Origin of the sequence: Verrucosispora sp. TAA-831, from assembly GCF_050780145.1 — a bacterium.
Classification (GTDB): domain Bacteria; phylum Actinomycetota; class Actinomycetes; order Mycobacteriales; family Micromonosporaceae; genus Micromonospora.
In genome coordinates this window covers 4652193-4673722 of the sequence record NZ_CP192240.1, presented here as the reverse complement: position 1 = coordinate 4673722, position 21530 = coordinate 4652193, and the positions used below count along the sequence as shown (strand labels likewise).

Here is a 21530-nt window from a genome sequence, read left to right as displayed (position 1 = left end):
ACGCCCGGGTGCCGACGCCAACGGGTACGTTGACCGCGATGAACATTCTCGCGCTGGATCTGGGCACCTCCTCGGTGCGGGGGCTCGTGATGGACGCCGACATCCGTCCCCTGCCGGGGGCGTTGGCGCGACGCAAGACCGTGCTCACCGTCGACGGCGACGGCGCCGGCACCCTGGACCCTCGGCAGTACCTGGCCTGCCTGGTCGAGTGCCTCGACGAGCTGCACGCACACGGTCACCTGCGCGAGGTGGACCTGATCGCGGTCAGTGCCCAGTGGCACTCGGTGCTGCCGCTGGGCGTCGACGACGCACCACTGGGCCCGGTGCTGACCTGGCTGGACACCCGCCCCGAGCCGTCGTCGGCGTTGGCCGGGCCGGTCGACCCGGTCGACTACCACCAGCGCACCGGCACCTGGTGGCACCGCTGCTACTGGTCGGTGCGCCTGCCGTGGCTGCGCGAGCACGCCGGTGTCCGGGTGGGCCGCTTCACCGGCCTGGTCGAGTACGCGCTGGGACACCTGCTCACCGACGCGCCGATGTCGATGTCCCAGGCCTCCGGCACCGGCCTGCTCGACCTGAGCACGCTGGACTGGGATCCCGAGGCGTGCGCGCTGGCCGGCGCCCGGGGCGAGGACCTGCCCGACCTGGCCGACCGGGACTGGCGGGGTCGGCTGCGCGGCGAGTACGCCCGCCGTTGGCCGGACCTGGCGCAGGCGTCCTGGACGGCCCCGGTCGGCGACGGTGCCGCGTCCAACGTCGGCTCCGGCTGCATCGACGACAGTCGGGCGGCGGTGACCGTCGGCACCTCCTCGGCGGTACGACTGTTGCAGCGGATGCCGGCGCACGCTCCGCAGTCGCCGCTGCCGCAGCGACTGTGGCGCTACCGTGTCGACCACGACCACGTGGTCACCGGGGCGGCGTACTCCTCGGGCGGGAATCTGTTCGCCTGGGCGGACCGGGTGCTGCGGCTGCCCACCGGCCCGGCGCTGGAGCGGGCCCTGGGGTCGTTGCCGCCCGGCGAGGGCGTACCGGTCAACGTCGGTTTCGGCGGCGATCGTCCCCCCGGCGACCGGAGTGCCGGCTCCGGTGAGCTGCGCGGACTCGGTTTCGGCACCACCTCGGTGCAGGTCCTGGCCGGGCTGATGCACGGTGTGTGCGAGCAGGTCGTGGATGACCTGGTGCGGCTGGAGTCGATGGTCGGACGGCCCACCGACGTGGTCCTCGGCGGCGGCGCGATGGCCGCCTCGCCCTGGTGGCGCCGCACCTTCGCCCAGGTGCTCACGCCCCGTCGGGTCGACTTCGGACGTCATCCGGAGATCGGGGCCACCGGCGCGGCGCTCGTGGCGACCGGCCGGATCACCGATGCCGTGGTGGTGGCCGACATCAGCCGGACGGATGATCAAGCTCCGGCGACCCCGGCATAGGGTGGCGACCGGCGGTCTCGTCCTGAACCCTTCGTCAGGGCAGGGCGTTGACACTGCTCGGGGGCCTGGTTGGATGGACCGCGCTCCCCGAGGTCGCGGCGGGCGCGTGGGGAGGAGGACCCTGTGGGTGCAGCACATCAGACACCCGAGGTGTCAGCGCATCGCCGACGGCGGTTCGACGTCCGGGTGGTGCCCCACCGGCGGCGGTCCGCGTTCCGGTTGCGGGACTGGCGGATGCGGACCAAGCTCGCCGCCGTGCTGGTCATCCCGTCGGTGGCGTTCCTGGTCATGGCCGGAGTGCAGGCCCAGAGCCTGGTCGGGCGGGCGAGCACCCTCAGTGACTTCGCCGCGCAGGTCAGAGTCGGTGAGGAGATCACCTACCTGGTGCACATGCTGCAGCAGGAACGCGACCGTACCGCCGGGGAACTGCCCGTGCTGCGGGCCAGCGCGGACGAGGCCGGCCGCGCGGCGATGCTGGGGTCGTTGCAGCAGTACCGGGAGGCCACCGACGACGCGGCGCGGGCGCTGCGGGAGGTGGCCGAGCCGGTGGCCGAGGCCGACCCGGCGTGGCGGGACGTCTACTCGGTGGCGTCGCAGGCGGTGCAGCAGGTCGAGTACATCCGCGGTGTGATGGCGACCGTGGTGCTCAGCGACGACACCATCCTCGGTAACTACCACCGGGCCATCGAGGGGCTGCTGAACCTGCTCGCCCAGCCGGCGCCGGGTAACGACCGCCCGGAGCTGGCCGACGCGGTGCTGCGGTACGTGCAGTTCGCCCGGGCCAAGGACTTGTCGGCGCGGGTCCGCGCGGAGGTGTACGCCGCCGCGCGGGACAGCGGCTACAGCGCCGACGGCGGGGCACGGCTGGCCGAACTGCGGGCCCGCCAACTGACCGCGCTGGGCGTGTTCCGGATCGCCGCCACCAACGGGCAGGTGGCCCGGTACGACGAGATGAGTGTGACCCCGGTCTTCGCCGCCACCGCTGAGCTGGAGGATCGGGCGATCGCCCAGATCGCGGCCGGTCGGTTGGTGCTGACCGGCGGCCAGTGGTGGGAGGCCGGCGACAACCGTCACGAGCTGCTGCGCCAGTACGAGGCCGAGGTGCTGGCCGAGGCGGTGCAGCAGGCGGAGGCGGCCAGCAGCTCCCAACTGCGTCAGACGCTGCTGCTGATCGGTGCGATCATCACGGTGTTGCTGGTGGCAGTGCTGATCTCGGTGCTGGTCGGCCGGTCGTTGGCCCGGTCGATCCGGCTGCTGCGCTCGCAGGCGTTGCGCATCGCCCAACTCGAACTGCCGGAGGCGCTGGCCCGGCTGCGGTCGGTCTCCGGCGGCGTACCGCCCATCGAGGTGTCCCCGGCGGTGGTCCGTTCGCTCGACGAGATCGGTGAGCTGGCCGAGGCGTTCGTCGCCGTGCACCGCAGCGCCGTCGGGGTGGCGGTCGAGCAGGCGAACATGCGGCGCAACGTCAACGCCATGTTCGTCAACCTCGCCCGACGTAGTCAGGTGCTGGTCGAGCGGCAGTTGGAGCTGCTCGACGACCTGGAGCGGGAGGAGGGCGACCCGGAACAGTTGGAGAACCTGTTCAAGCTGGACCACCTGGCCGCCCGGATGCGGCGTAACGACGAGAGCCTGCTGGTGCTGGCCGGCACCGAGTCGACGCGGCGGTGGAACCGGCCGATCGGGCTGGGCGCGGTGCTGCTGGCGGCCAGCGCCGAGATCGAGCAGTACCAGCGGGTCCGGCACGAGGCCGTGGCCGACCTGCACGTGGTCGGGCACGCCGTCGGTGAGCTGGTCCACCTGCTGGCCGAGTTGCTGGAGAACGCCACCGCCTTCTCCCGCCCCGACACGGTGGTGCAGGTGATGGCGCGGGCCGAGGGCCCCGGCGCGGTCGTCGAGATCGCCGACCAGGGCATCGGTATGAGCGAGACGGCGTTGGCCGAGGCGAACGCCGTGCTGGCCACCCCGCCGGCCGCCGACGTGGCGACCGTGGAGCGGATGGGTCTGTTCGTGGTCAGCCACCTGGCGGCCCGGCACGGCGTCGAGGTGCGGCTGCACGGCGGCGTCGGGGGCCTGGTAGCCCGGATCAAGCTGCCCGGCGCGCTGCTGGCGGCGCCGAGCGTCGAGCCGGCGCCGGCGCCGCGGATCCCGGCCGGCATGACCGCCCGTCCCGGCCCGGTGGAACTGCCGGTCGCGGGCCGTCGACCGACCACCGTGCCGCGACAGACCCATCCGGTACGCGCCGAGGACGTGCTCGCCCCGGCGGCGGCCGTTCCGGTCGGTGGTGGAGGCTGGTGGTCCCGGGAGGGACCGTCCGGGGCCGTACCGACGACGGGTGTCGGGCAGCCGGCACCGCCGACGGTCCCGGTGACCGCCGGCACCAACGCCCGTGGCCTGCCGATGCGGGTCCCGATGGCGCAATTGAGTTCGGTGACCCAGCCGGCCCGCCCGGAGCAGCAGCGGCCGGTTCGGCACGACCCCGACCCGGAGGCGGTCGGCGGAATGTTGTCGAAGTTGTACAGCGGTGTGCGGCGGGCCGAGGCCGAGGAGACCATGCAGTTTCCCGTGCCACCGTCGGGTTTCTGGAATGAAGGGGGACAAAGGTGACCACCTTGTCGCAGCAGGCTCGGGATCTGAGCTGGCTGGTCAGCGCATTCGCGGAGCGGGTGCCGGGAGTGGCCCACGCGATCGTGGTGTCCTCCGACGGGTTGCTGGTGGCGATATCGGACAACCTGCCCCGAGACCACGCCGACAAGCTCTCCGCCGTCACCTCGGGTCTGATGAGCATCACCGCCGGTGCCGCGCAGATGTTCGACGGTGACGTGGTCAAGCAGACCGTCGTCGAGATGGGGCGGGGCTACTTCCTGGTGATGCAGGTCCGCGACGGGTCGATCCTGGCCACCCTGGCCGCAGCGGACGCCGACATCGGCGTGGTGGGCTACGAGATGGCCCGGCTGGCCAAGCAGGCCGGGGAGATGCTGACCCCGGCGCTGCGCGCCGAGTTGCAGCAGGCCCTGCCCCGCTGACCCGGTCCGGCCGGAGGACCTGACCTCCCGGATGCGGTGCCCTCGGCCTACCGCAGGCCGAGGGCACCGGGGGTGCCGCGTCGGGAGGCGAACCACCAGGCGACGGTGGCGGCGACGGCGATGACCCCGCTGAACACGAACGGTGCCTCGATGCCGGCACCGGCGGCCAGCGCGCCGCCGGCCAGTGCGCCCAGCGCGGTGCAACTGTAGGTGACCATGCGGGAGGCGGCGATCACCCGGCCGAGTAGGCCACCGGGCACGAGCCGTTGCCGGACGGACAGGGCGGCCACGTTGAGCACGGCGAACGCCGCGCTGGTGGCGACCACCACGACCACGGCGGCGGCGCGGTGCGGGGTGACGGCCAGCAGCACGGGGACGCCGGCGGTGACGGCCGTCGACCAGGTGAGCACGTGGCGGTGGCGGAACCGGGCGACCAGCCGGTCGGCGGCGAACGAGCCGATCAGGCCCCCTGCGGCACCGGTTGCCAGCAGCAGGCCGAAGCCGAACGCGCCGAGGCCGAGGGCGTCGCGGGCGTAGAGCACGAAGATCGCGAACCAGGCGGTGTCGGCGGCGGCCACCGCGGCGGTGACCAGCACCAGGGTACGCAGCATCGGCTGGCGGATCAGCCACCGCAGGCCGGCCAGGATGCCGTCGCCCTCGGCGGTCGGCGTCTCGTCGGTGGGTGCGCCGGTGCTCCGGTGGGCCAGGGTCAGCGGCAGGGAGAGCACGAGCATCACGGCCAGGGCGAGGGTGGCGCCGTTGACGGCGAAGGGGATGGCCGCGCCGACGACGAACAACATCGCGCCCACCGGGGGACCGACGAACTCGTTGCCGACGATCTCCCCGGCGACGAGGCGTCCGTTGGCCTTCTCCAGATCGGCGTCGGCGACCAATCGGGGGACGGCGGCCTGGGCGGCGGTGTCGCGGAGGGTCTCGCCGATGCCGAGCAGGAACGCGGTGACGACGACCAGGGCGATGGTGGCCCAGCCCAGGGCCACTGCGGTGGCGAGGGTGGCCAGCACGACGACCCGGGCGGTGTCGGCGGCGGCGAGCAGGGTGCGGGCGCTGCGGCGGTCGGCGAGGGCACCGGCGAGCAGCCCGGAGACGAGCCAGGGCAGGAACTGGGCGGCGGCGGCGACGGCGACGGCCAGCGGATCGTCGGTGAGTGCCGCGGCGAGCAGCGGGAACGCGGCGACGCGGATGCCGTCACCCAGGTTGGCCAGGGCGGCGGCGCTCCAGAATGTCCAGAACGGCCGCCCCAACGGGGCGCGATCGACCATGCGGCCGACCCTAGTGCAGGGCCGGGGCGGGCGCGGACCCGCGTCGCTGCCGGAACGGTGCGGGTCACCGCCGGAGGGGAGTGGTTGGCAGGGGTCCCCTGCTATGCACGAGGCGTGAGCAGGGGACCCCTCCTTACACCTCAGAGGGCGTTGTCGGCGATGACCTGGCGGTACCAGTGGGCGCTGCGCTTGAGGACGCGGCGCTGGGTGGCGTAGTCGACGTAGATCAGGCCCCAGCGCTGGTCGTAGCCCTCGGCCCACTCGAAGTTGTCGAGCAGCGACCAGACGTGGAAGCTCTCCAGCGGCACGCCGTCGGTGACGGCGCGGTGGGCGGCGGCGAGGTGGTCGCGCAGGAAGGTGACCCGGCTGGTGTCCTCGACGGTGCCGTCGTCGGCGAGTACGTCGGGGGTGGGCAGGCCGTTCTCGGTCACGGTGAGCGGGATGGGGCCGTAGTCGCGGGTGACCCGGGTCAGGATGTCGTACATGCCGTCCGGGTAGATCTGCTGCCACTCGGCCTCGGAGGTGGGCCAGCGGCGCACGGTGCCGCCGGTGGCGGTGACGTAGATCGGGGTGTAGTACTGCACGGCGAGCAGGTCGATGGGGGCGGAGATGATCTCCAGGTCGCCGTCGCGGATGCCGCGCACCATGCGGCTGTCCGGTCCGAGGTCGGCCAGGACGTCCTCGGGGTAGCTGCCCTTGAGGGCGGAGTCGAGGTAGAGACGGTTCTCGTAGCCGTCGTAGAGGCGGGCGGCCTCGGCGGCGGCGGGGGAGTCGTCGGCGGGGTAGCAGGGGTGCAGGTTGAAGGCGGGGCCGATGCGGCCGGTGCCGCTGGTGTCGCGCAGTGCGCGGACCGCGAGGCCGTGGGCGAGCTGCAGGTGGTGGGCGACCAGGTAGGCGGCGTCGGGATCGCGCAGGCCGGGGGCGTGGTGGCCGGAGAGGTAGCCGTTCTGCACCACGGTCTTGGGTTCGTTGATGGTCAGCCAGACCGGGACGCGGTCGCCGAGGGCGTCGAAGAGGATGGCGGCGTAGTCGGCGAAGCGTTGGGCGACGTCGCGGGACTCCCATCCGCCGGTGTTCTGCAACGCCTGGGGCAGGTCCCAGTGGAACAGGGTGGCCATCGGGGAGATGCCCCGCTCGTGCAGGCCGTCGACGAGGCGGCGGTAGAAGTCGAGGCCGCGTTGGTTGGCGGGGCCGGTGCCGTCGGGCTGGATGCGCGGCCAGGAGATGGAGAACCGGTAGCTGCGCAGCCCCAGGTCGCGCATCAGATCGAGGTCGTCGGCGTAGCGGTGGTAGTGGTCGGCGGCGATGTCCCCGGTGTCGCCGTTGCGGATGCGTCCGGGGGCGTGGCTGAAGGTGTCCCAGACCGATTCGCCGCGGCCGTCCTCCTTGGCGGCGCCTTCGATCTGGTAGGCGGAGGTGGCCGCGCCCCAACCGAAGTTCTGCGGGAAGGGCAGCCGGGTGGCCGGGCTGGTCTCCGGCGCGGTGCGGTCGGTGTCGCCGGGCTGGCAGCCGGCGAGGGTAACGGCGGCACCGGCGGCTGCGGTGGTGCCGATGGCGGCGCCGGCGGGGGTGACGGCAGTGGCCGAGAGCGCCGCGTGGCGCAGCAGGTCGCGCCGGGTGAGTATCGACATGGAGTTCTCCTCGTGGATGGTTGACCGCCTGAGCCCTCGGGAGCGCTCCCAATACAGGGTAAAGGGTGGGCGGTGCCCGCCAAGGGCCGGATCGTCGCAGGTCCGGGGCTGCCTTGGCGGCGGGAACGGCTGGGGGTGGGAAAGATGGCGCTGCCGGTCGGGCATCGGGTCGGCGAGACCGGGGTGCGCTGGATTCCGCAGTGCGCGGACCGGGATGGCGCGCGCCCGAGGCGGTCGGCGGGCGTCGCACGGTCGGCGGGCGGGTCGACTGCCGGTGCGGGGCGCGCGTGTGACGCGCGTCTGACCCGTCGGCCTCTTTTCCCATCGTGAACGGGGGTTTAGTGTGGGGACGGGGGAGGGCAACCCCCGTCCCCACCGTGTTGCGGTACACGCACGGGCGGATTTGGCGTCCCAGTCGTGCGTGTCGCGCGGGAGCCGGGCCACGCGAGTGGCTTGAGGTCCACCTCCCTCCACTGTGGTGGGGCGGCGGCTGACGGCGGTGTCCGGGCTGGCCCGCCGTCGGCCTCTGGTCTACTCCCCGGTGCTGTGGGCACAGCCCCGGGTGATCTTCTTTTTGGAACCTCGTCGATGGAAGCGCTCCCATCGACGTTGCTGCGACTGTAACGCCCGTCACGGCTTTGTGAAAGCCCCAAAACGAGATCGAAACAAGCCGGTGTTTCCGGAAGTTCCTGTGCTGGATCTGGGAGCGCTTCCATGGCACACTGTCGATCGACCGCGTGGAGCCAGATACGCGTGAGTGCAGGTTGCCGAGGGCAGCCCGGCTTGTCCGGTCCGGCGTCCTGATCGCAGCGGGGAGCAGCAGTCGTACGACGGCGCCCCCGCCGCCCCCGGCCTTCGTGCCGACAGTGAGACCACCATCCACTCGGCGCCTCGCGGACACTCTGTCGGCGCGGCGTCGCGCCGGGGCGGCACCGTCCCCGGCCTGCCCGAGGAGACACCGCGCAGATGAAGAATCTGGCAAGACGTCGGCGCATGGCGTGGCTCGCCGCCGCGGCGCTGGCGATCGGCGGGGTGACCGTGCCCGCCGCCGCCGCACAGGCCGCACCGGCCTGCGACGTGGTCTATGCGACGAACGACTGGAGCAACGGCTTCACCGCCAACGTCACCGTCAAGAATCTCGGTGACCCGATCACCGGCTGGACGCTGAAGTTCGCCTTCCCCGGCAACCAGCGCGTCACCCAGGGCTGGTCGGCCCGGTGGACCCAGAGCGGCAACGAGGTCACCGCCGTCAACGAGTCGTACAACGGCAACCTGGCCACCGGCGCCAGCACCACCATCGGCTTCAACGGCTCCTACAGCGGCAGCAACCCCAAGCCGACGTCCTTCTCGGTCAACGGGGTCACCTGTGGCGGTGTGCCGCAGCAGCCGCCGACGGTGAGTCTGTCGGTGCCCGCCGGGCCGTTCGTGGCCCCGGCCGACGTGCCGCTGACCGCCACGGCCAGTGACGCCGACGGGACCATCACGAAGGTGGAGTTCTACCGCAACGGGTTGCTGGTCTACACCGACACCACCGCCCCGTACGCGTACACCCTGGAGGACCTGCCGGCGGGTTCGTACACGGTGCAGGCGCGGGCGTACGACAACGCCAACCTCTCGGCGGTGGCCGAGCGGACCTTCACCGTCACCGCGGCCACCGGGCCGGCGCTGGTCGCCACCCCGTCCTCGGTGAGCGTGCCGGAGGGCGGCACCTCGACGTTCAACCTCAAGTTGGACCGGGCGCCCACCTCGAACGTCGCGGTGAGCCTGGTGCGCACCGGTGACTCGGACATCAGCGTGACCCCGTCCACGGTCACGCTGACCCCGAGCAACTGGAGCACCGGCGTCACCGTGACCGTCGCGGCGGCGGAGGACGCCGACACCGTCGGCGGCACCGCCACCATCACCGCCTCGGCCACCGGCTACGCGCCGCTGGCGATCACCGTCACCGAGATCGACAACGACGTGCCCGGCGGTGGCGACGGCGAGTACGTGGAGCGGTTCCTCGCCCAATACGGCAAGATCAAGAACTCGGGCTACTTCAGCCCCGAGGGCGTGCCGTACCACTCGATCGAGACGCTGATCGTCGAGGCGCCCGACCACGGCCACCAGACCACCTCCGAGGCGTTCAGCTTCTGGCTGTGGCTGGAGGCCTACTACGGGCGGGTGACCCAGAACTGGGCGCCGTTCAACAACGCCTGGACGGTGATGGAGAAGTACATCATCCCGTCCTCGGCCGACCAGCCGACCGCCGGCGCCGCCGGTGACGCCAGCTACGCCGCCGAGCACGACCTGCCCAACCAGTACCCGTCGCAGTTGGACACGTCGGTCCCGGTGGGCCGCGACCCGCTGCGCTCGGAACTGCAGCAGACCTACGGCACCGGCGACATCTACGGCATGCACTGGCTGCTCGACGTCGACAACACCTACGGCTTCGGACGCTGCGGCAACGGCACCACCCGGCCGGCCTACATCAACACCTTCCAGCGCGGCACCCAGGAGTCGGTCTGGGAGACCGTGCCGCAGCCGTCCTGCGACACGTTCCGCCACGGCGGCCAGTACGGCTACCTGGACCTGTTCGTCAAGGAGTCCAACGCACCGGCGCGGCAGTGGAAGTACACCAACGCCCCGGACGCCGACGCCCGTGCCGTGCAGGCCGCCTACTGGGCGCTGACCTGGGCCAAGGAGCAGAACAAGCAGGCCGACGTGGCGGCCACCGTGACCAAGGCCGCCAAGATGGGCGACTACCTGCGGTACGCCATGTTCGACAAGTACTTCAAGCGGATCGGCAACTGCGTCGGGGCCAGCCAGTGCCCGGCCGGCAACGGCCGCGACTCCGCGCACTACCTGCTGTCCTGGTACTACGCCTGGGGCGGCGCGTACGACGCCGGCCAGAACTGGTCGTGGCGCATCGGCTCCAGCCACAGCCACTTCGGCTACCAGAACCCGTTCGCGGCGTGGGCGCTGACCAACGTCAACGAGCTCAAGCCGCGCTCGTCCACGGCGGCGGCGGACTGGACCAACAGCCTCAACCGGCAGCTGGAGTTCTACACCTGGCTCCAGTCGGCCGAGGGCGGCATCGCCGGTGGCGCGACCAACAGTTGGGGCGGGCACTACGGCACGCCGCCGGCCGGCACGTCCACCTTCTACGGCATGTTCTACGACGAGGACCCGGTCTACAACGACCCGCCGTCGAACCAGTGGTTCGGCATGCAGGTCTGGTCGATGCAGCGCATCGCCGAGCTGTACCTGGTCAGCGGCAACGCGAAGGCCAAGGCGCTGCTGGACAAGTGGGTGCCGTGGGCGATCGCCAACACCACGGTGGGCACCAACTGGTCGATCCCGTCGGACATGCGCTGGACCGGCCAGCCGACCACCTGGAACCCGACCAACCCGCAGCCCAACACCAACCTGCACGTCGAGGTGACGGTCAAGGGCCAGGACGTCGGCGTCGCCGCCGCCTACGCCCGCACGCTGATCGCCTACGCCGCGAAGTCGGGTGACACGGCGGCGAAGACCACCGCCAAGGGTCTGCTGGACGCCCTGCACGCCAACAGCGACGCGCAGGGTGTCTCGACGGTGGAGAAGCGGGGCGACTACCGCCGCTTCGACGACGTCTACGACGCCTCCACCGGGCAGGGCCTCTACATCCCGCAGGGATGGACCGGCCGCATGCCCAACGGCGACGTCATCGCCCCGGGCAAGAGCTTCCTCGACATCCGGTCGTTCTACAAGAACGACCCGGCATGGCCCAAGGTCCAGGCCTACCTCGACGGTGGGCCGGAGCCGGAGTTCCGCTACCACCGGTTCTGGGCACAGGCGGACGTCGCCATGGCGTACGCCGACTACGGGAAGTTGTTCCCCAACGGCTGACCGAAACTCCTCCGGGTGGGCGGTGACCCACCCGGAGGCTTCGGCCGGGCCTCGGGGGTAGAGGCAGGTACCGGCCGAACGACGGCCTGACACCCACGGTCAGGCCGGGGTGGGTCGGCCCCTCTGGCCGACGCAGCGGAGCGGTCGACCCACCCCACCGCCCCGATTTCGGGGACGGGTACCTAGATCGCAGAAAAAAGTGACCGCCCCGGGATCACAACCCGGCCCGGGACGGAGTAACGTACATCACCGGAGAGGCCGCTCCCCCCGTGGCGGCCTCTCCCTTATTGTGCGGGCTCTTTACCGTCCGCCCCGGCAGCCGACGCCGCCTCCGGCACCACCGGGTGTCGTATCCCCGGATGACCGGCCGGCAGCGACCGGCGGATCACCGCCCAACTCACCGCCAACGCCGCGGCCACCAACGGCCACGTCATCCCCACCCGGGCCGCCGCCAGACCCAGCACCTGCCCACTCAGATACAGCGGCACGAACACCGCCAGCCGCACCACGTAGGTCGCCGTCCAGACCCAACTGGCCCGCCCGTACGCCCGCAGCAGCGCCGGATCCCGCCGCCACCGCCCGCGCTGACCCAGCGCCGTACCCACCACCACACCCAGCAGCGGCCACCGCAGCACGATGCTGGCCGCCCACGCCAGGGCACTGGCCGCGTTGGCCAGCAACTGCACGAGGAAGAAGTCCTCGGCCCGCCCGGTACGCACCACCACCAGCGCGGCCACACAGACGGCCAACAGCCCGATCACCACCGACCGGGGTCGATCGCCACGCCGCAGCCGCCACCCGGCCACCACCGCCCCGGCCACCACCGCCGCCGCCACCCCGACGCGCACCGACTGACCGGCCACCAGCCACCCCACCGTGAAGGCCACCGGAGGCACCGTGGCGTCGACCGCCCCCTGACGCCCACCGAGCAGGTCGGCCAGCGACTCCGGCCGCTGGACCGCCGCCGGGTCGCGTTCCGACGTACCGGTCACCATCTCCTCCTTCACCTGCGCCCCAACCTATCCCCGCGACACGGGCGGGCCACCGGCCATCCGGCCCCACCGTGCCGCTAAGTTGTCCGGGTGCGCGTGACGCCCCGGGGTGGGACTGCGGTCTGGCTCGTCGTCCTGGTCCTCATCCAGGTGGCGGCCTTCATCGTCGTGTGGCGCCTGGCCCTCTACACCGGCCTCGGCCAGTGGATCGACACCGTCGCCCTGGCCGGCAACCGGATCGGCCGCGACCACATCCAGGAACCCGTCGACCGCATCCTCAACGCCATGTCCGTGGTGTCCCTACTCGCGGTCACCATCACCATCGGCTTCATCGCCCTCATCCGCGGCCGGATCGCTCTCGCCGTCGCCGCCACCGCGCTGATCGCCGGCGCCAACGTCACCACCCAACTGCTCAAGTACGGCCTGGCCCGCCCCGACTACGGCATCGACCCCGAACGCGCGTTCGTCGGCAACAGCCTGCCCAGCGGCCACACCACCGTCGCCGCCTCCGTGGCCGTCGCCCTGGTGCTGGTGCTGCCACCCCGGGTACGCGCCCTCGGCGCGGTGATCGGTGCCACCTACGCCGCCGCCGCCGGAGTCGCCACCCTGTCGGCCGGCTGGCACCGCCCCAGCGACGCCGTCGCCGCCTACCTCGTCGTCGGCGTCTGGGCGGCCCTGGCCGGACTCCTGCTGCTGGTCACCCAACGCGAACAGGCCGAGGTGGAACCGGGCGACGCGCACCGGCTCACCGCCATCCTGCTCGGCGTCGGCGGCCTCCTGGTGATCGCCGGTTGCGCCCTGGCCCTCTGGTGGCTCATCGGCGTCCGCGGCACACCCCCGCAGGCACTCGGTCGCCGCCCCCTGTTCCTCGGGTACGCCGGCAGCGCCGCCGGCATCGTCGGCACGATGGGCGTGGTGATGGCCCTCGTGCTGGCCTCCGTGCACCGCATCGTCCCCCGCCACCAGGGCTGACCCGTGCCCGGTCCTGACCTTCACCGGTCGGTCCGCGCCGCCTTCGCCGCCGAGTGCGCCCGACTGGGCGAGGTGCTGACCACCCTCGACGACGCGGACCTGACCCGCCCCACCGGCTGCCCGCCCTGGAACCTGGCGCAACTGCTGGCCCACGTCCACACCGGCGTCGGCCGACTGACCGACATGCTCGCCGACCCGGCACCCGCCCAGGCGCGGGTCGACGCCGCCGAATACTTCGGCGCGGCCAAGTTCACCCCACAGGTCGACGCCGACCGGATCGCCTCCGCGCAAGCGTCCGGAGACGTCGACAGCGCGTCCCGGCTGGCTGCCGAGTTCGACCGCGCCTGGCGGGCCACGGTCGCGGCCGTCGACGCGTACCCGCCGGACCGGGTGGTGCGGACCCGGCACGGTGACGCGATGACGGTGACGGAGTTCCTGCGTACCCGGGTGCTGGAGGTCGGGGTGCACGGCCTGGACCTGGCCGCCGCCCTGGACCGACCGGCCTGGCTGACCCCCGCCGCCGCACAGGTGATCGCCGACCTGTTGACCGGTGGGTGGGACGTCCCGGGGGAACTGGGCTGGGACCGGATGGCCCTGATCGCCAAGGCCACCGGGCGCAGCCCGCGCAGCGCCGCCGAACAGGCCCTGCTCGACAGCGCGGGGCTGCGACTGCTCTCCTTCGGCCGCTGAGGCGAACCGGGAATCTCTCCGGAGTTCATCGTTCCGTGGTGGAACATGAACCCACCTATTGAAAGATAGACTTCGATATACACATCGAGTAACGTCACCTTCACCCACGGTGTGGCGACGGGTGCGACACCGGCCTCACGGCACACCACAGCCGGATGCGGAGGTCGGAGATGCAGGATGAACAGCACCGTCGTCGGTCGGTCAGTCGCCGGGACGTGATGCGCGGCGCGGCCGTGCTCGGCGGTGCCGCCGCAACGGTCGGGTTGGCCGCACCGGGCAGCGCGGCGGCGGCTCCCGGCTCCGCAGCGGTGCAGCCGGCACGGGCCAGCCTGGCCGGGCTCGACGACTGGCTGGGCTCCCTGGTGCAGGTGGCGAGCGTGGCGGCGAACGTCCTGCCGATGCTCGTGCTCGCGCAGCGGGGGCAGACCTCCGACCCGTACCAGACCGGTGGCGTGCAGTTCGAGGTGATCAACATTGATGGTGAACCGAACCTGTACGCGCACAACGTCTCCGGTGACGACGTGGGACTCTCCTACACGTTGACCCAGTCGGAGCCGGCGACGAACACCAGCGTGTACCAGCCGCTACCCAAGGGCGGCGCGTACAAGTGCGAGCCCGACCTCCACGCATTCACCGACGGCCAGGTCTTCGTGGCCCCCAACCCGGCCTCCACCGGGCTCGCCGGTGGACTGGCCCGCACGCTGAGTTTCGCGGTGCGCGGCCTGACGATCGGGGCCGTGGTGCAGGTCGTCGGTGGCGTCAAGCTCTCGGTGACCAAGGACCCCGCGACCGGATCGTTCACCGCGGTCATCGAGGCCACCGGCACCCCGAAGACGCTGCGGGCCCAGGTCGAGGCGACCGGCCCGGACGGCAATGTGGTCCGCGCCGTGTGGGACGCCTCCGGCTCACCGAATCGGCCGAACAACGACACCATCAACCTTCCGCTCCCGGCCGGGGTCAACCTCGACCCGGTGGTGCAACTGCTCCAGCTCTACGTGGACCTCGACGCGCCCGGACTGGACGCGGTCACCGCCGACCGCCGCAGTCAGGTGGTCTACCTCTGATCGATACGCTGCGCCGACCCTCGTCCCGCCACGCTGTCGCCTGCACCAACTGCCGCCAGAACAGCGCTGCCGCCGCACCGTCGTAGGAGGCGTGCTGGTGGTCCTCGGCGAACGGGCTCACCAGAGGGTGACGGTCGTCGGGGTCGGGTCCTCGGGTTCGGCCGGCCGCACCCGTCGAGCGCATTCCGAGCGTAGGTGCGGTCAGGCGGGGGAGCGCGGTGCCGGGACGTGTGGGACGGCGGTCCGCAGGTGGTCCAGGACGACCGGGTCGATGCGGCCGGGCACCAGTCGTTCCTCCAGGTTCTCCATTCCGGCCCAGGCGACCAGGGCGTCCTCCGGCTCGGTCGGGTCGGCGGGGTGCCCGAGCGCGGTGAGGAGTCCGGCGACCTCGGCGGCGAGGGCGCCGGCCAGGGTGAGCAGGGTGGCCGGGTCGGGGCGGCTGAACATACGGGTGTGCAGCGCGAGCAGCCGTTCCAGTTCGGTGATCGGGTCGGGGTGGTCGTCGACGCGCAGGTCGATGGCGACGTCGCCGGTGCCGGCGTACCCGCTGCCTTCTCGGACGACGAGCAGGGCGGCGCTCTGCTGGCCGCGTCGGTCGCCGCCGGCGGTCTGGCCGGCGCGCAGCGCGGCGACCAGCCGCTGCGCGAAGGGCAGGTCGGTGCCGGTGAGCCAGGTGTCGCGTAGGGCGTCGATCACCTCGGGGCCGGTGAGGATGTTGCCCTGGGCGGCCCAGCCGTCGCCGGCCTGGCCGCCGGCCCAGTCGCGGCAGTTCGGGCCGGTCCAGGTGGCGCCGGGGCCGGTGGCGGCGACCACGCCGAGTTGCCGGTGGTCGCGTTCCGGGTCGGCGGCGACGAGGCCGGCGACGACGTGGGCGGCGGGTACGCCGGTGCGCAGCAGGGCCAGTCCCTGCGGCCGGTAGGCGAGGTTCACGTGGGCCTGGGTGGCGATCGCGCCGAGGTCGGCCTCGGCGGCCGGGACGAGGGCACCGGCGGCGAGGAAGCGGCTGGCCACGACGATGCCGTGCGTGCGGCCGTCGGGGGAGCGGGCGACGAGCGAGAAGGTCACGACAGCCAGGTTAGCGCTGGTCAGGGCCGTATTGCCGGTGCCGGACGCCGGGGGTGTCAGAAGGGTGGGGCGGCCGGTTCGGGTGCCTTGTTGCGGGCGCGTAGGGAGTCGGTGAGGGCGACCACGCCGAGCACCACGAGGACCAGGGCCTGTGAGTAGACCGGAGGATGGTGGGTGGCGACCGGTACGGCGGCGGCCAGTACCAGCGCCGAGATCCAGCGAGGTGCGGAGACGCGGTGGAACACCTCGTACTCGAAGCGGGCCCGGCCGAGCAGGAACACCACCGGCCCGCCGAGGATCATGACGATCCAGGCGGGTTCGGGTTGGTAGAGCGGGTGTTGGATGGCCAGCTCGTAGCCGACGGCGGTGGCGGTGAGCCCGATCACCATGACCAGGTGGGTGTCGGCGGACGACCGGCCGATGCCGGCCGGTTGTCGGGCGTGGGCGACCGCCTCGCCGAGGATCTGACCGGCGCGCTGCACGTAGATGCGCCACAGCAGGATCGAGGTGGCCAGTGCCAGCGCGAACGCCACGGTCTGTGACGGTGGGTAGGGGCCGTCGCTGTAGGAGAAGCCGGCGACCAGCACGGTCTCGCCGAGGGCGATGAGGAAGAACTGCTGGTAGCGCTCGGCCAGGTGTTCGCTGGAGATGTCCCAGCGGGAGACCGTGGAGCGGCCCAGTCCGGGCACCGGGTAGCCGTACCGGCCGGAGAGGTATTCCAGACCCAGCGCGCTGGTCCAGAGGATCACCCGCAGGTGCACCGGCAGTGTCGCGCCGATGATCCACAGCACGCCGGAGGCGGTGAAGGTGATCGCGGTGCGGGCCTTCAGGGCCCGTTCGGGGGTGCCGTACGCGAGCAGGATCAGCGGGCGGGCGACCTGCGCCACCACGTACGCCACCGCGAAGGCCAGCCCGGAGGCGGTGATCGCCTGGGGGATCGCCACGCCCATCACCATGCTGCAGACCAGGGCGATCATGACGATGAGCTGTACCCCGCCGTGGTACGGGTCGTAGCGGCTGGTCGCCCAGGCGGTGTTCTGCCACAGCGCCCAGAGCGCGAGCAACAACAGCAGGGTCTTCAGGCCGCCGGTCACCGGGGTCCACCCGGAAGCCCCTCCCGGTTCCAACGCGAGGTCCTCGAACGTGCGGGCGGAGATGCGGGTGAGGGCGAACACGAAGACGAGGTCGAAGAAGAGTTCCAGGAACGTGGCCCGGCCCGGTTGGGACACCGGCGCCAGCCGACCGGAGAAACGCGTCACGGTCGGCCGCCCCGTCCGCCGGTCCAGCTCATCCTGCTGTCGTAGCACCGTGCGGCGCAGCTCAGCGGCGTATTCCGGGAAGCCGACCAGATCTTGCTCGGCGGGTGCGGCAACGGGCACCATCGACCGATGACGACGCGATGGGCAATGACGGTGCCGTTGGGCGCGATCCCGCTCGCCGACCACGCCGCGATGTACGCGGCCCTGACCGACGCCGGTTTCACCGACGTGTGGTCCGCCGAGGTCAACGGCGCCGACGCGTTCACCCCGCTGGCCCTCGCCGCGGCATGGCAGCCCCGACTACGGCTGGGCACCGCGGTCGCGCCGGTGTTCACCCGGGGGCCGGGCCTGCTGGCGATGAGCGCCGCCGCGCTCGCCGACGTCGCTCCCGGCCGGTTCGCCCTCGGCATCGGCGCGTCGTCGCCGGTGGTGGTCTCCGACTGGAACGCGGTGGAGTTCACCGAGCCGCTGCGGCGGACCCGGGACGTGCTGGCGTTCCTGCGGGCCGCGTTGCGCGGAGAGACCGTCGACGGGGACTTCGACACCTTCGCGGTCCGCCGGTTCACGCTGGAACGGCCGCCGCTGGTGCCGCCGCCGCTGCTGCTGGCCGCGCTACGCCCGGGCATGTTGCGGTTGGCCGCCGCCGAGGCCGACGGGGTGATCCTGAACTGGCTGGCCGCCACCGACGTGCCCCGGGCGGTGGCGGAGCTGGGTGAGCGGCGCCCGCAGTTCGACGTGGTCGCGCGGATCTTCGTCTGCCCGACCGAGGACGTCGACTACGCCCGCGCCCTGGGCCGCCGGATGATCACCAGCTATCTCACGGTGCCCGCGTACGCGGCGTTTCACCGCTGGCTCGGCCGCCAGGAGGCGCTGGCCGACATGTGGCGGGCCTGGACGGCCGGTGACCGACGCGGCGCGCTGGCGGCGGTGCCGGACGAGGTGGTCGACGCGTTGATCGTGCATGGCTCACCCGAGCGGTGCCGGGCCCAGGTGCGCCGCTATACCGAGGCCGGGGTCCAGGTGCCGGTGCTGGCGCTGCTGCCCACGCCGGAGGTGCCCGCCGGGGACCCGGCGGCGCTGGCCACGCTGGTGGCCCGGCTCGGCCCCGACACGGGGGCGGGGGCGGCGTGAACCTCACCGACCGGGTCGCGGTGATCACCGGTGCGGCCGGGGGCATCGGGGCGGCGTTGGCCCGCCGCTTCGCCGCCGAGGGTGCCGCCGCGCTGGTACTGGCCGACGTCGACGGGGCCGCCGCCGACACCGTCGCGGCGTCGGTCGGCCCACAGGCGTACGCGGTGACCGTCGACGTCACCGACGAGGAGCAGGTCCGGGCCCTGATCGCCGACGTGCAGCGCCGCCACGGCCGCATCGACGTGTTCTGCGCCAACGCGGGGGTGACCACCGGCGGGGGAGTGGAGGTCGACACCGCCGTCTGGGAGCGGGCCTGGCAGGTCAACGTGCTCGCGCACGTCTACGCGGCCCGGGCGGTGCTGCCGGAGATGGTGGCCCGGGGCAGCGGCTACCTGCTGCACACCTGCTCGGCGGCGGGGCTGCTGACGGCGGTCGGCGACGCCCCGTACTCGGTGACCAAGCACGCCGCCGTCGGGTTCGCCGAGTGGCTCTCGGTGACCTACCGCGATCAGGGCATCCGGGTCAGCGCTCTGTGCCCGCAGGGCGTGGACACGCCGATGCTGGCCGACGGGCTGGCCGCCGGGCACCTGGGCGCGCGGGTGACGGCGGCCTCCGGTGTGGTGCTCAGCCCGGACGACGTGGCTGCGGCGGCGGTGGCCGGGATGGCCGAGGAGCGGTTCCTGATCCTGCCGCACCCCGAGGTGGCCGACTACGCCCGTCGTCGTGCCGAGGACCCCGACGGCTGGCAGTCGGGGCTGCGCAAACTGGTGCGCCGGCTGCGGGCCGCCGACCGGTAACGCCGCCCGGGGGTCAGCGGTGCCAGCGCAGTGGCCCCGGATGCACCGACCAGAGGAGCCGTCGCCACCAGGACCGCCCGGCCCGCAACCGGCTCGTGTAGGTCCCGGCGGCTCCGGCGGCGGCTCCGGCCTGTTCCTCGGTGACCGCACCGGGAGCGAAGCCGACCTGGTTGACCAGCCGGGCCAGGTCGTCGACGGCGACGTACGCTTGATTCGTCGGCCCGCCCTCGATATCCCCGGCCACGCCGGTGGCCCCGGCCGCCCCGGTGCCGTCGTCGGCCCCGCGTGTGATGTCGGCCCCGAGTTCGGCGTCGGGTCCGCGCGCAGTCTCGGCCCTGAGTTCGGTGTCGGCCCTGGGTTCGGTGTCGGTCAGGGCCTGGCGGGCCCGTGCGGCGACCTCGCTGGCGGACAGGTCGGCGGGCACCGGCTGCCCGGCCAGCCGCAACGCGTCGGTCAGCTCCCGCCAGGCGCCGACGATCCGGTCACCGGGGTCACCCCGCGACAACCGGTCCCGGGTCTGCGCCCGCCGCAGCACGGCCAGTGTGGCCAGCACCCCCACCACCACGAGCAGCAGCCCACCGGTGGTGCCGGCGGCCAGCACCGACCTCGGCATCCCACCGGAGCCTTCGGGGCCGCCCGGGGCCGCCTGGGCGGGGGGCGAGGCGGTCGGTTCCAGCGTCGGCTCCGGCTGCTCCGACGGTGGCGGATCCTCCGGCTTGGGCCGGAAGTCCTCCTCCACCGGGCGGGGTTCCTCGTCGGGGCGGGGCAGCGGATCGAACGACACCCACCCCAACCCCTCGAACAACACCTCCGGCCACGCGTACGCGTCGGCGGCCCGCACCGGTCCGGCACCCGGCGCGGCGAACCCGACCACCACCCGCGTCGGCAGCCCCGCCAACCGGCCCAGCACCGCGAAGGAGGCGGCGAACTGTTCCGAGGTGCCGCGCTGCCCACCGGCGTTACGCGGCCCGAAGAGGAAGAACCCCAGATTCGGGTACGCGTGCCCGCTGGGGGCGTCGGCGACCAGCCGGTAGTGCTCGGCGAGCCACTGCTCGATCGCCGCCGCCCGCGCGTACGGGGCGCCGTTCTCCTCCACCAACTGGGTGGCCAACCGCCGTAGCTGCTCCGGTACTCCGTCGGCGACGTGCAGCACCCGTGCCACCACGTCACCGGCCGGGGTGTTCGCGGTGGCCAGCAGGTTCACATCCGGGATCTCGCGCGCCGAGGTCACCGTGTACCGCAGTCCGGGGGAGAGCCCGTCGGGACGGATCAGGGTGCCGGTGGCCGGGTCGTACGCCACCCGCGCCCCGGACACCTCCACCGGTGTGGGGACTGCGGGCAGGAGCCGTCCACTGAGTTCACCGACGGTGATGTCCTGCCGGAGGGTGTCCACGGTGGTGTCCGGGGACGGGTCGGGGGCCGGCAGGATCCGTCCGGCGTTGCGGTAGGTGGCGCCGACCCGCCAGGTGACCCCGTCGTAGTCACTGAGCACCGCCAGCCGGATCCGCACTCCCTCCGGCGGCGGGGTGGCGTCGGGCCGCTCGGTGGACACCTGGAACAACTGCTGGTCCGGGTTGAGCGCCCAGCCGGAGATGCGGATCAGCGGGTTCTCGTCCAACGTCTGCACCTGCGGCGGCTCCACGTACCGTCGCGGGTCCACCGGTCGGGTGTCCACCAGTGCGGCCACCGCCGGACCCAGCACCGCCGCCATCGCCACCACCACCGCCGTGCCGGCGGCCGAGGCGGCGGCCAACCGGAGTCGCACCCGGGCGCGTACCTCTGGGGCCAGAGCCGCCACCGGGTCCGGGCCGGCCTCCTTGCCGGAGACGGCCAGCCCGAGCGCGGCGACCGCCACCAGCGCTACCGTCGCGCCGATCGCCGGTGTGGCGTTGGGCCCCACCACGTAGACGGCACCGGCGTAGAGCAGCACCGGCGGCAGGTAGCCCAGCAGCACCCGCCCGGCCCGCACCGCCACCTCCGCGCCGGCCAGCCCGGTCAGCCAGGCGGCCACCACCGGCAGCAGCACCGTGTCCGGGGTCGGTTCCACCGGGATCATCGCGGTCAGCAGCCGGGGGATCGCGTTGCGGGCGGCGTCGCCGACGATCTCCGCGAAAGCGCCCGGAAGCTGCGCCCGGCCCGCCGACAGGTGCAGGCACCACGCGGTGTACCCGGCCATCGCCAGCACCGACACCGGCGCCACCAGCCACGACGGCAACCGCCGCGCCACCACGCTGACCAGCACCGACCCGAGGGCCGCACCGGCCACCAGCAGGGTCAGCAGCGTGTCGGCGTACACCCGGCCGAGCACCACCCCGGCCAGCGTGACCATGGT

At 72.7% G+C, this 21530-nt stretch carries 15 protein-coding genes; 9 read left to right on the top strand and 6 right to left on the bottom strand.

Annotated elements, in window-relative coordinates:
* The first annotated feature begins 38 nt into the window (after nt 1-38).
* From ACQVFL_RS20625 to ACQVFL_RS20615, 3 genes are all read left to right on the top strand, one after another.
* The gene (locus ACQVFL_RS20625) at nt 39-1424 is read left to right on the top strand and encodes an FGGY family carbohydrate kinase (protein WP_431727392.1); all 1386 of its coding nucleotides are present in this window, start codon (nt 39-41) and stop codon (nt 1422-1424) included.
* A gap of 150 nt (nt 1425-1574) precedes the next feature.
* The gene (locus tag ACQVFL_RS20620; RefSeq protein ID WP_396698265.1) at nt 1575-4028 is read left to right on the top strand and encodes a sensor histidine kinase; all 2454 of its coding nucleotides are present in this window, start codon (nt 1575-1577) and stop codon (nt 4026-4028) included.
* Nucleotides 4025-4447 carry a roadblock/LC7 domain-containing protein gene (locus ACQVFL_RS20615; RefSeq protein WP_431727391.1) on the top strand — a complete coding sequence of 141 codons (423 nt, stop codon included), beginning with the start codon at nt 4025-4027 and terminating at the stop codon, nt 4445-4447. The genes ACQVFL_RS20620 and ACQVFL_RS20615 overlap by 4 nt, the downstream gene beginning before the upstream one ends.
* Before the next feature lie 47 nt (nt 4448-4494).
* Here the strand turns inward: ACQVFL_RS20615 and ACQVFL_RS20610 are convergent, their stop codons facing one another.
* Together ACQVFL_RS20610 and ACQVFL_RS20605 are read right to left on the bottom strand one after the other, a co-directional pair.
* Nucleotides 4495-5727 (bottom strand): MFS transporter, encoded by a 1233-nt coding sequence (locus ACQVFL_RS20610; protein ID WP_431727390.1) that lies wholly within the window; start codon nt 5725-5727, stop codon nt 4495-4497.
* Between the two features lie 140 nt (nt 5728-5867).
* Entirely contained in the window at nt 5868-7358 is a 1491-nt protein-coding gene (locus tag ACQVFL_RS20605) for a GH1 family beta-glucosidase (protein ID WP_431727389.1), read from the bottom strand.
* A 975-nt stretch (nt 7359-8333) separates the two neighbouring features.
* Here ACQVFL_RS20605 and ACQVFL_RS20600 point away from each other — a divergent pair.
* Nucleotides 8334-11228: a glycoside hydrolase family 48 protein gene (locus tag ACQVFL_RS20600; protein ID WP_396698389.1), complete on the top strand. Its 2895-nt coding sequence runs from the start codon at nt 8334-8336 to the stop codon at nt 11226-11228.
* Between the two features lie 284 nt (nt 11229-11512).
* Here the strand turns inward: ACQVFL_RS20600 and ACQVFL_RS20595 are convergent, their stop codons facing one another.
* Nucleotides 11513-12223, bottom strand: a complete 711-nt coding sequence (locus tag ACQVFL_RS20595; protein WP_431729862.1) for a DUF3159 domain-containing protein — start codon at nt 12221-12223, stop codon at nt 11513-11515.
* An 87-nt stretch (nt 12224-12310) separates the two neighbouring features.
* Between ACQVFL_RS20595 and ACQVFL_RS20590 the strand changes: the two genes are divergently transcribed.
* The 3 genes from ACQVFL_RS20590 to ACQVFL_RS20580 all read left to right on the top strand — a co-directional run bounded on the left by ACQVFL_RS20590 (nt 12311) and on the right by ACQVFL_RS20580 (nt 14946).
* Complete coding sequence (locus ACQVFL_RS20590; protein WP_431727388.1) at nt 12311-13192, top strand: phosphatase PAP2 family protein; 882 nt, start codon at nt 12311-12313, stop codon at nt 13190-13192.
* A gap of 3 nt (nt 13193-13195) precedes the next feature.
* The gene (locus ACQVFL_RS20585) at nt 13196-13882 is read left to right on the top strand and encodes a maleylpyruvate isomerase N-terminal domain-containing protein (RefSeq protein ID WP_431727387.1); all 687 of its coding nucleotides are present in this window, start codon (nt 13196-13198) and stop codon (nt 13880-13882) included.
* Nucleotides 13883-14052: 170 nt separating this feature from the next.
* Complete coding sequence (locus ACQVFL_RS20580) at nt 14053-14946, top strand: hypothetical protein (RefSeq protein WP_431727386.1); 894 nt, start codon at nt 14053-14055, stop codon at nt 14944-14946.
* 201 nt (nt 14947-15147) lie between these two features.
* Here the strand turns inward: ACQVFL_RS20580 and ACQVFL_RS20575 are convergent, their stop codons facing one another.
* Nucleotides 15148-16011 carry a DUF1028 domain-containing protein gene (locus tag ACQVFL_RS20575; protein ID WP_431727385.1) on the bottom strand — a complete coding sequence of 288 codons (864 nt, stop codon included), beginning with the start codon at nt 16009-16011 and terminating at the stop codon, nt 15148-15150.
* Nucleotides 16012-16067: 56 nt separating this feature from the next.
* Nucleotides 16068-17393 (bottom strand): low temperature requirement protein A, encoded by a 1326-nt coding sequence (locus tag ACQVFL_RS20570; protein ID WP_396698280.1) that lies wholly within the window; start codon nt 17391-17393, stop codon nt 16068-16070.
* A 24-nt stretch (nt 17394-17417) separates the two neighbouring features.
* On the opposite strand from ACQVFL_RS20570, the gene ACQVFL_RS20565 reads away from it, so the two are divergent.
* Both ACQVFL_RS20565 and ACQVFL_RS20560 read left to right on the top strand, forming a co-directional pair.
* Nucleotides 17418-18401 carry an LLM class F420-dependent oxidoreductase gene (locus ACQVFL_RS20565; RefSeq protein WP_431729861.1) on the top strand — a complete coding sequence of 328 codons (984 nt, stop codon included), beginning with the start codon at nt 17418-17420 and terminating at the stop codon, nt 18399-18401.
* Nucleotides 18398-19198 (top strand): SDR family oxidoreductase, encoded by an 801-nt coding sequence (locus tag ACQVFL_RS20560; protein ID WP_396698282.1) that lies wholly within the window; start codon nt 18398-18400, stop codon nt 19196-19198. Before ACQVFL_RS20565 ends, ACQVFL_RS20560 begins: the two co-directional genes overlap by 4 nt.
* A 13-nt stretch (nt 19199-19211) precedes the next feature.
* Here ACQVFL_RS20560 and ACQVFL_RS20555 read toward each other — a convergent pair whose 3' ends face one another.
* The gene (locus ACQVFL_RS20555; RefSeq protein WP_431729860.1) at nt 19212-21527 is read right to left on the bottom strand and encodes a DUF3488 and transglutaminase-like domain-containing protein; all 2316 of its coding nucleotides are present in this window, start codon (nt 21525-21527) and stop codon (nt 19212-19214) included.
* Between the last annotated feature and the right edge of the window lie 3 nt (nt 21528-21530).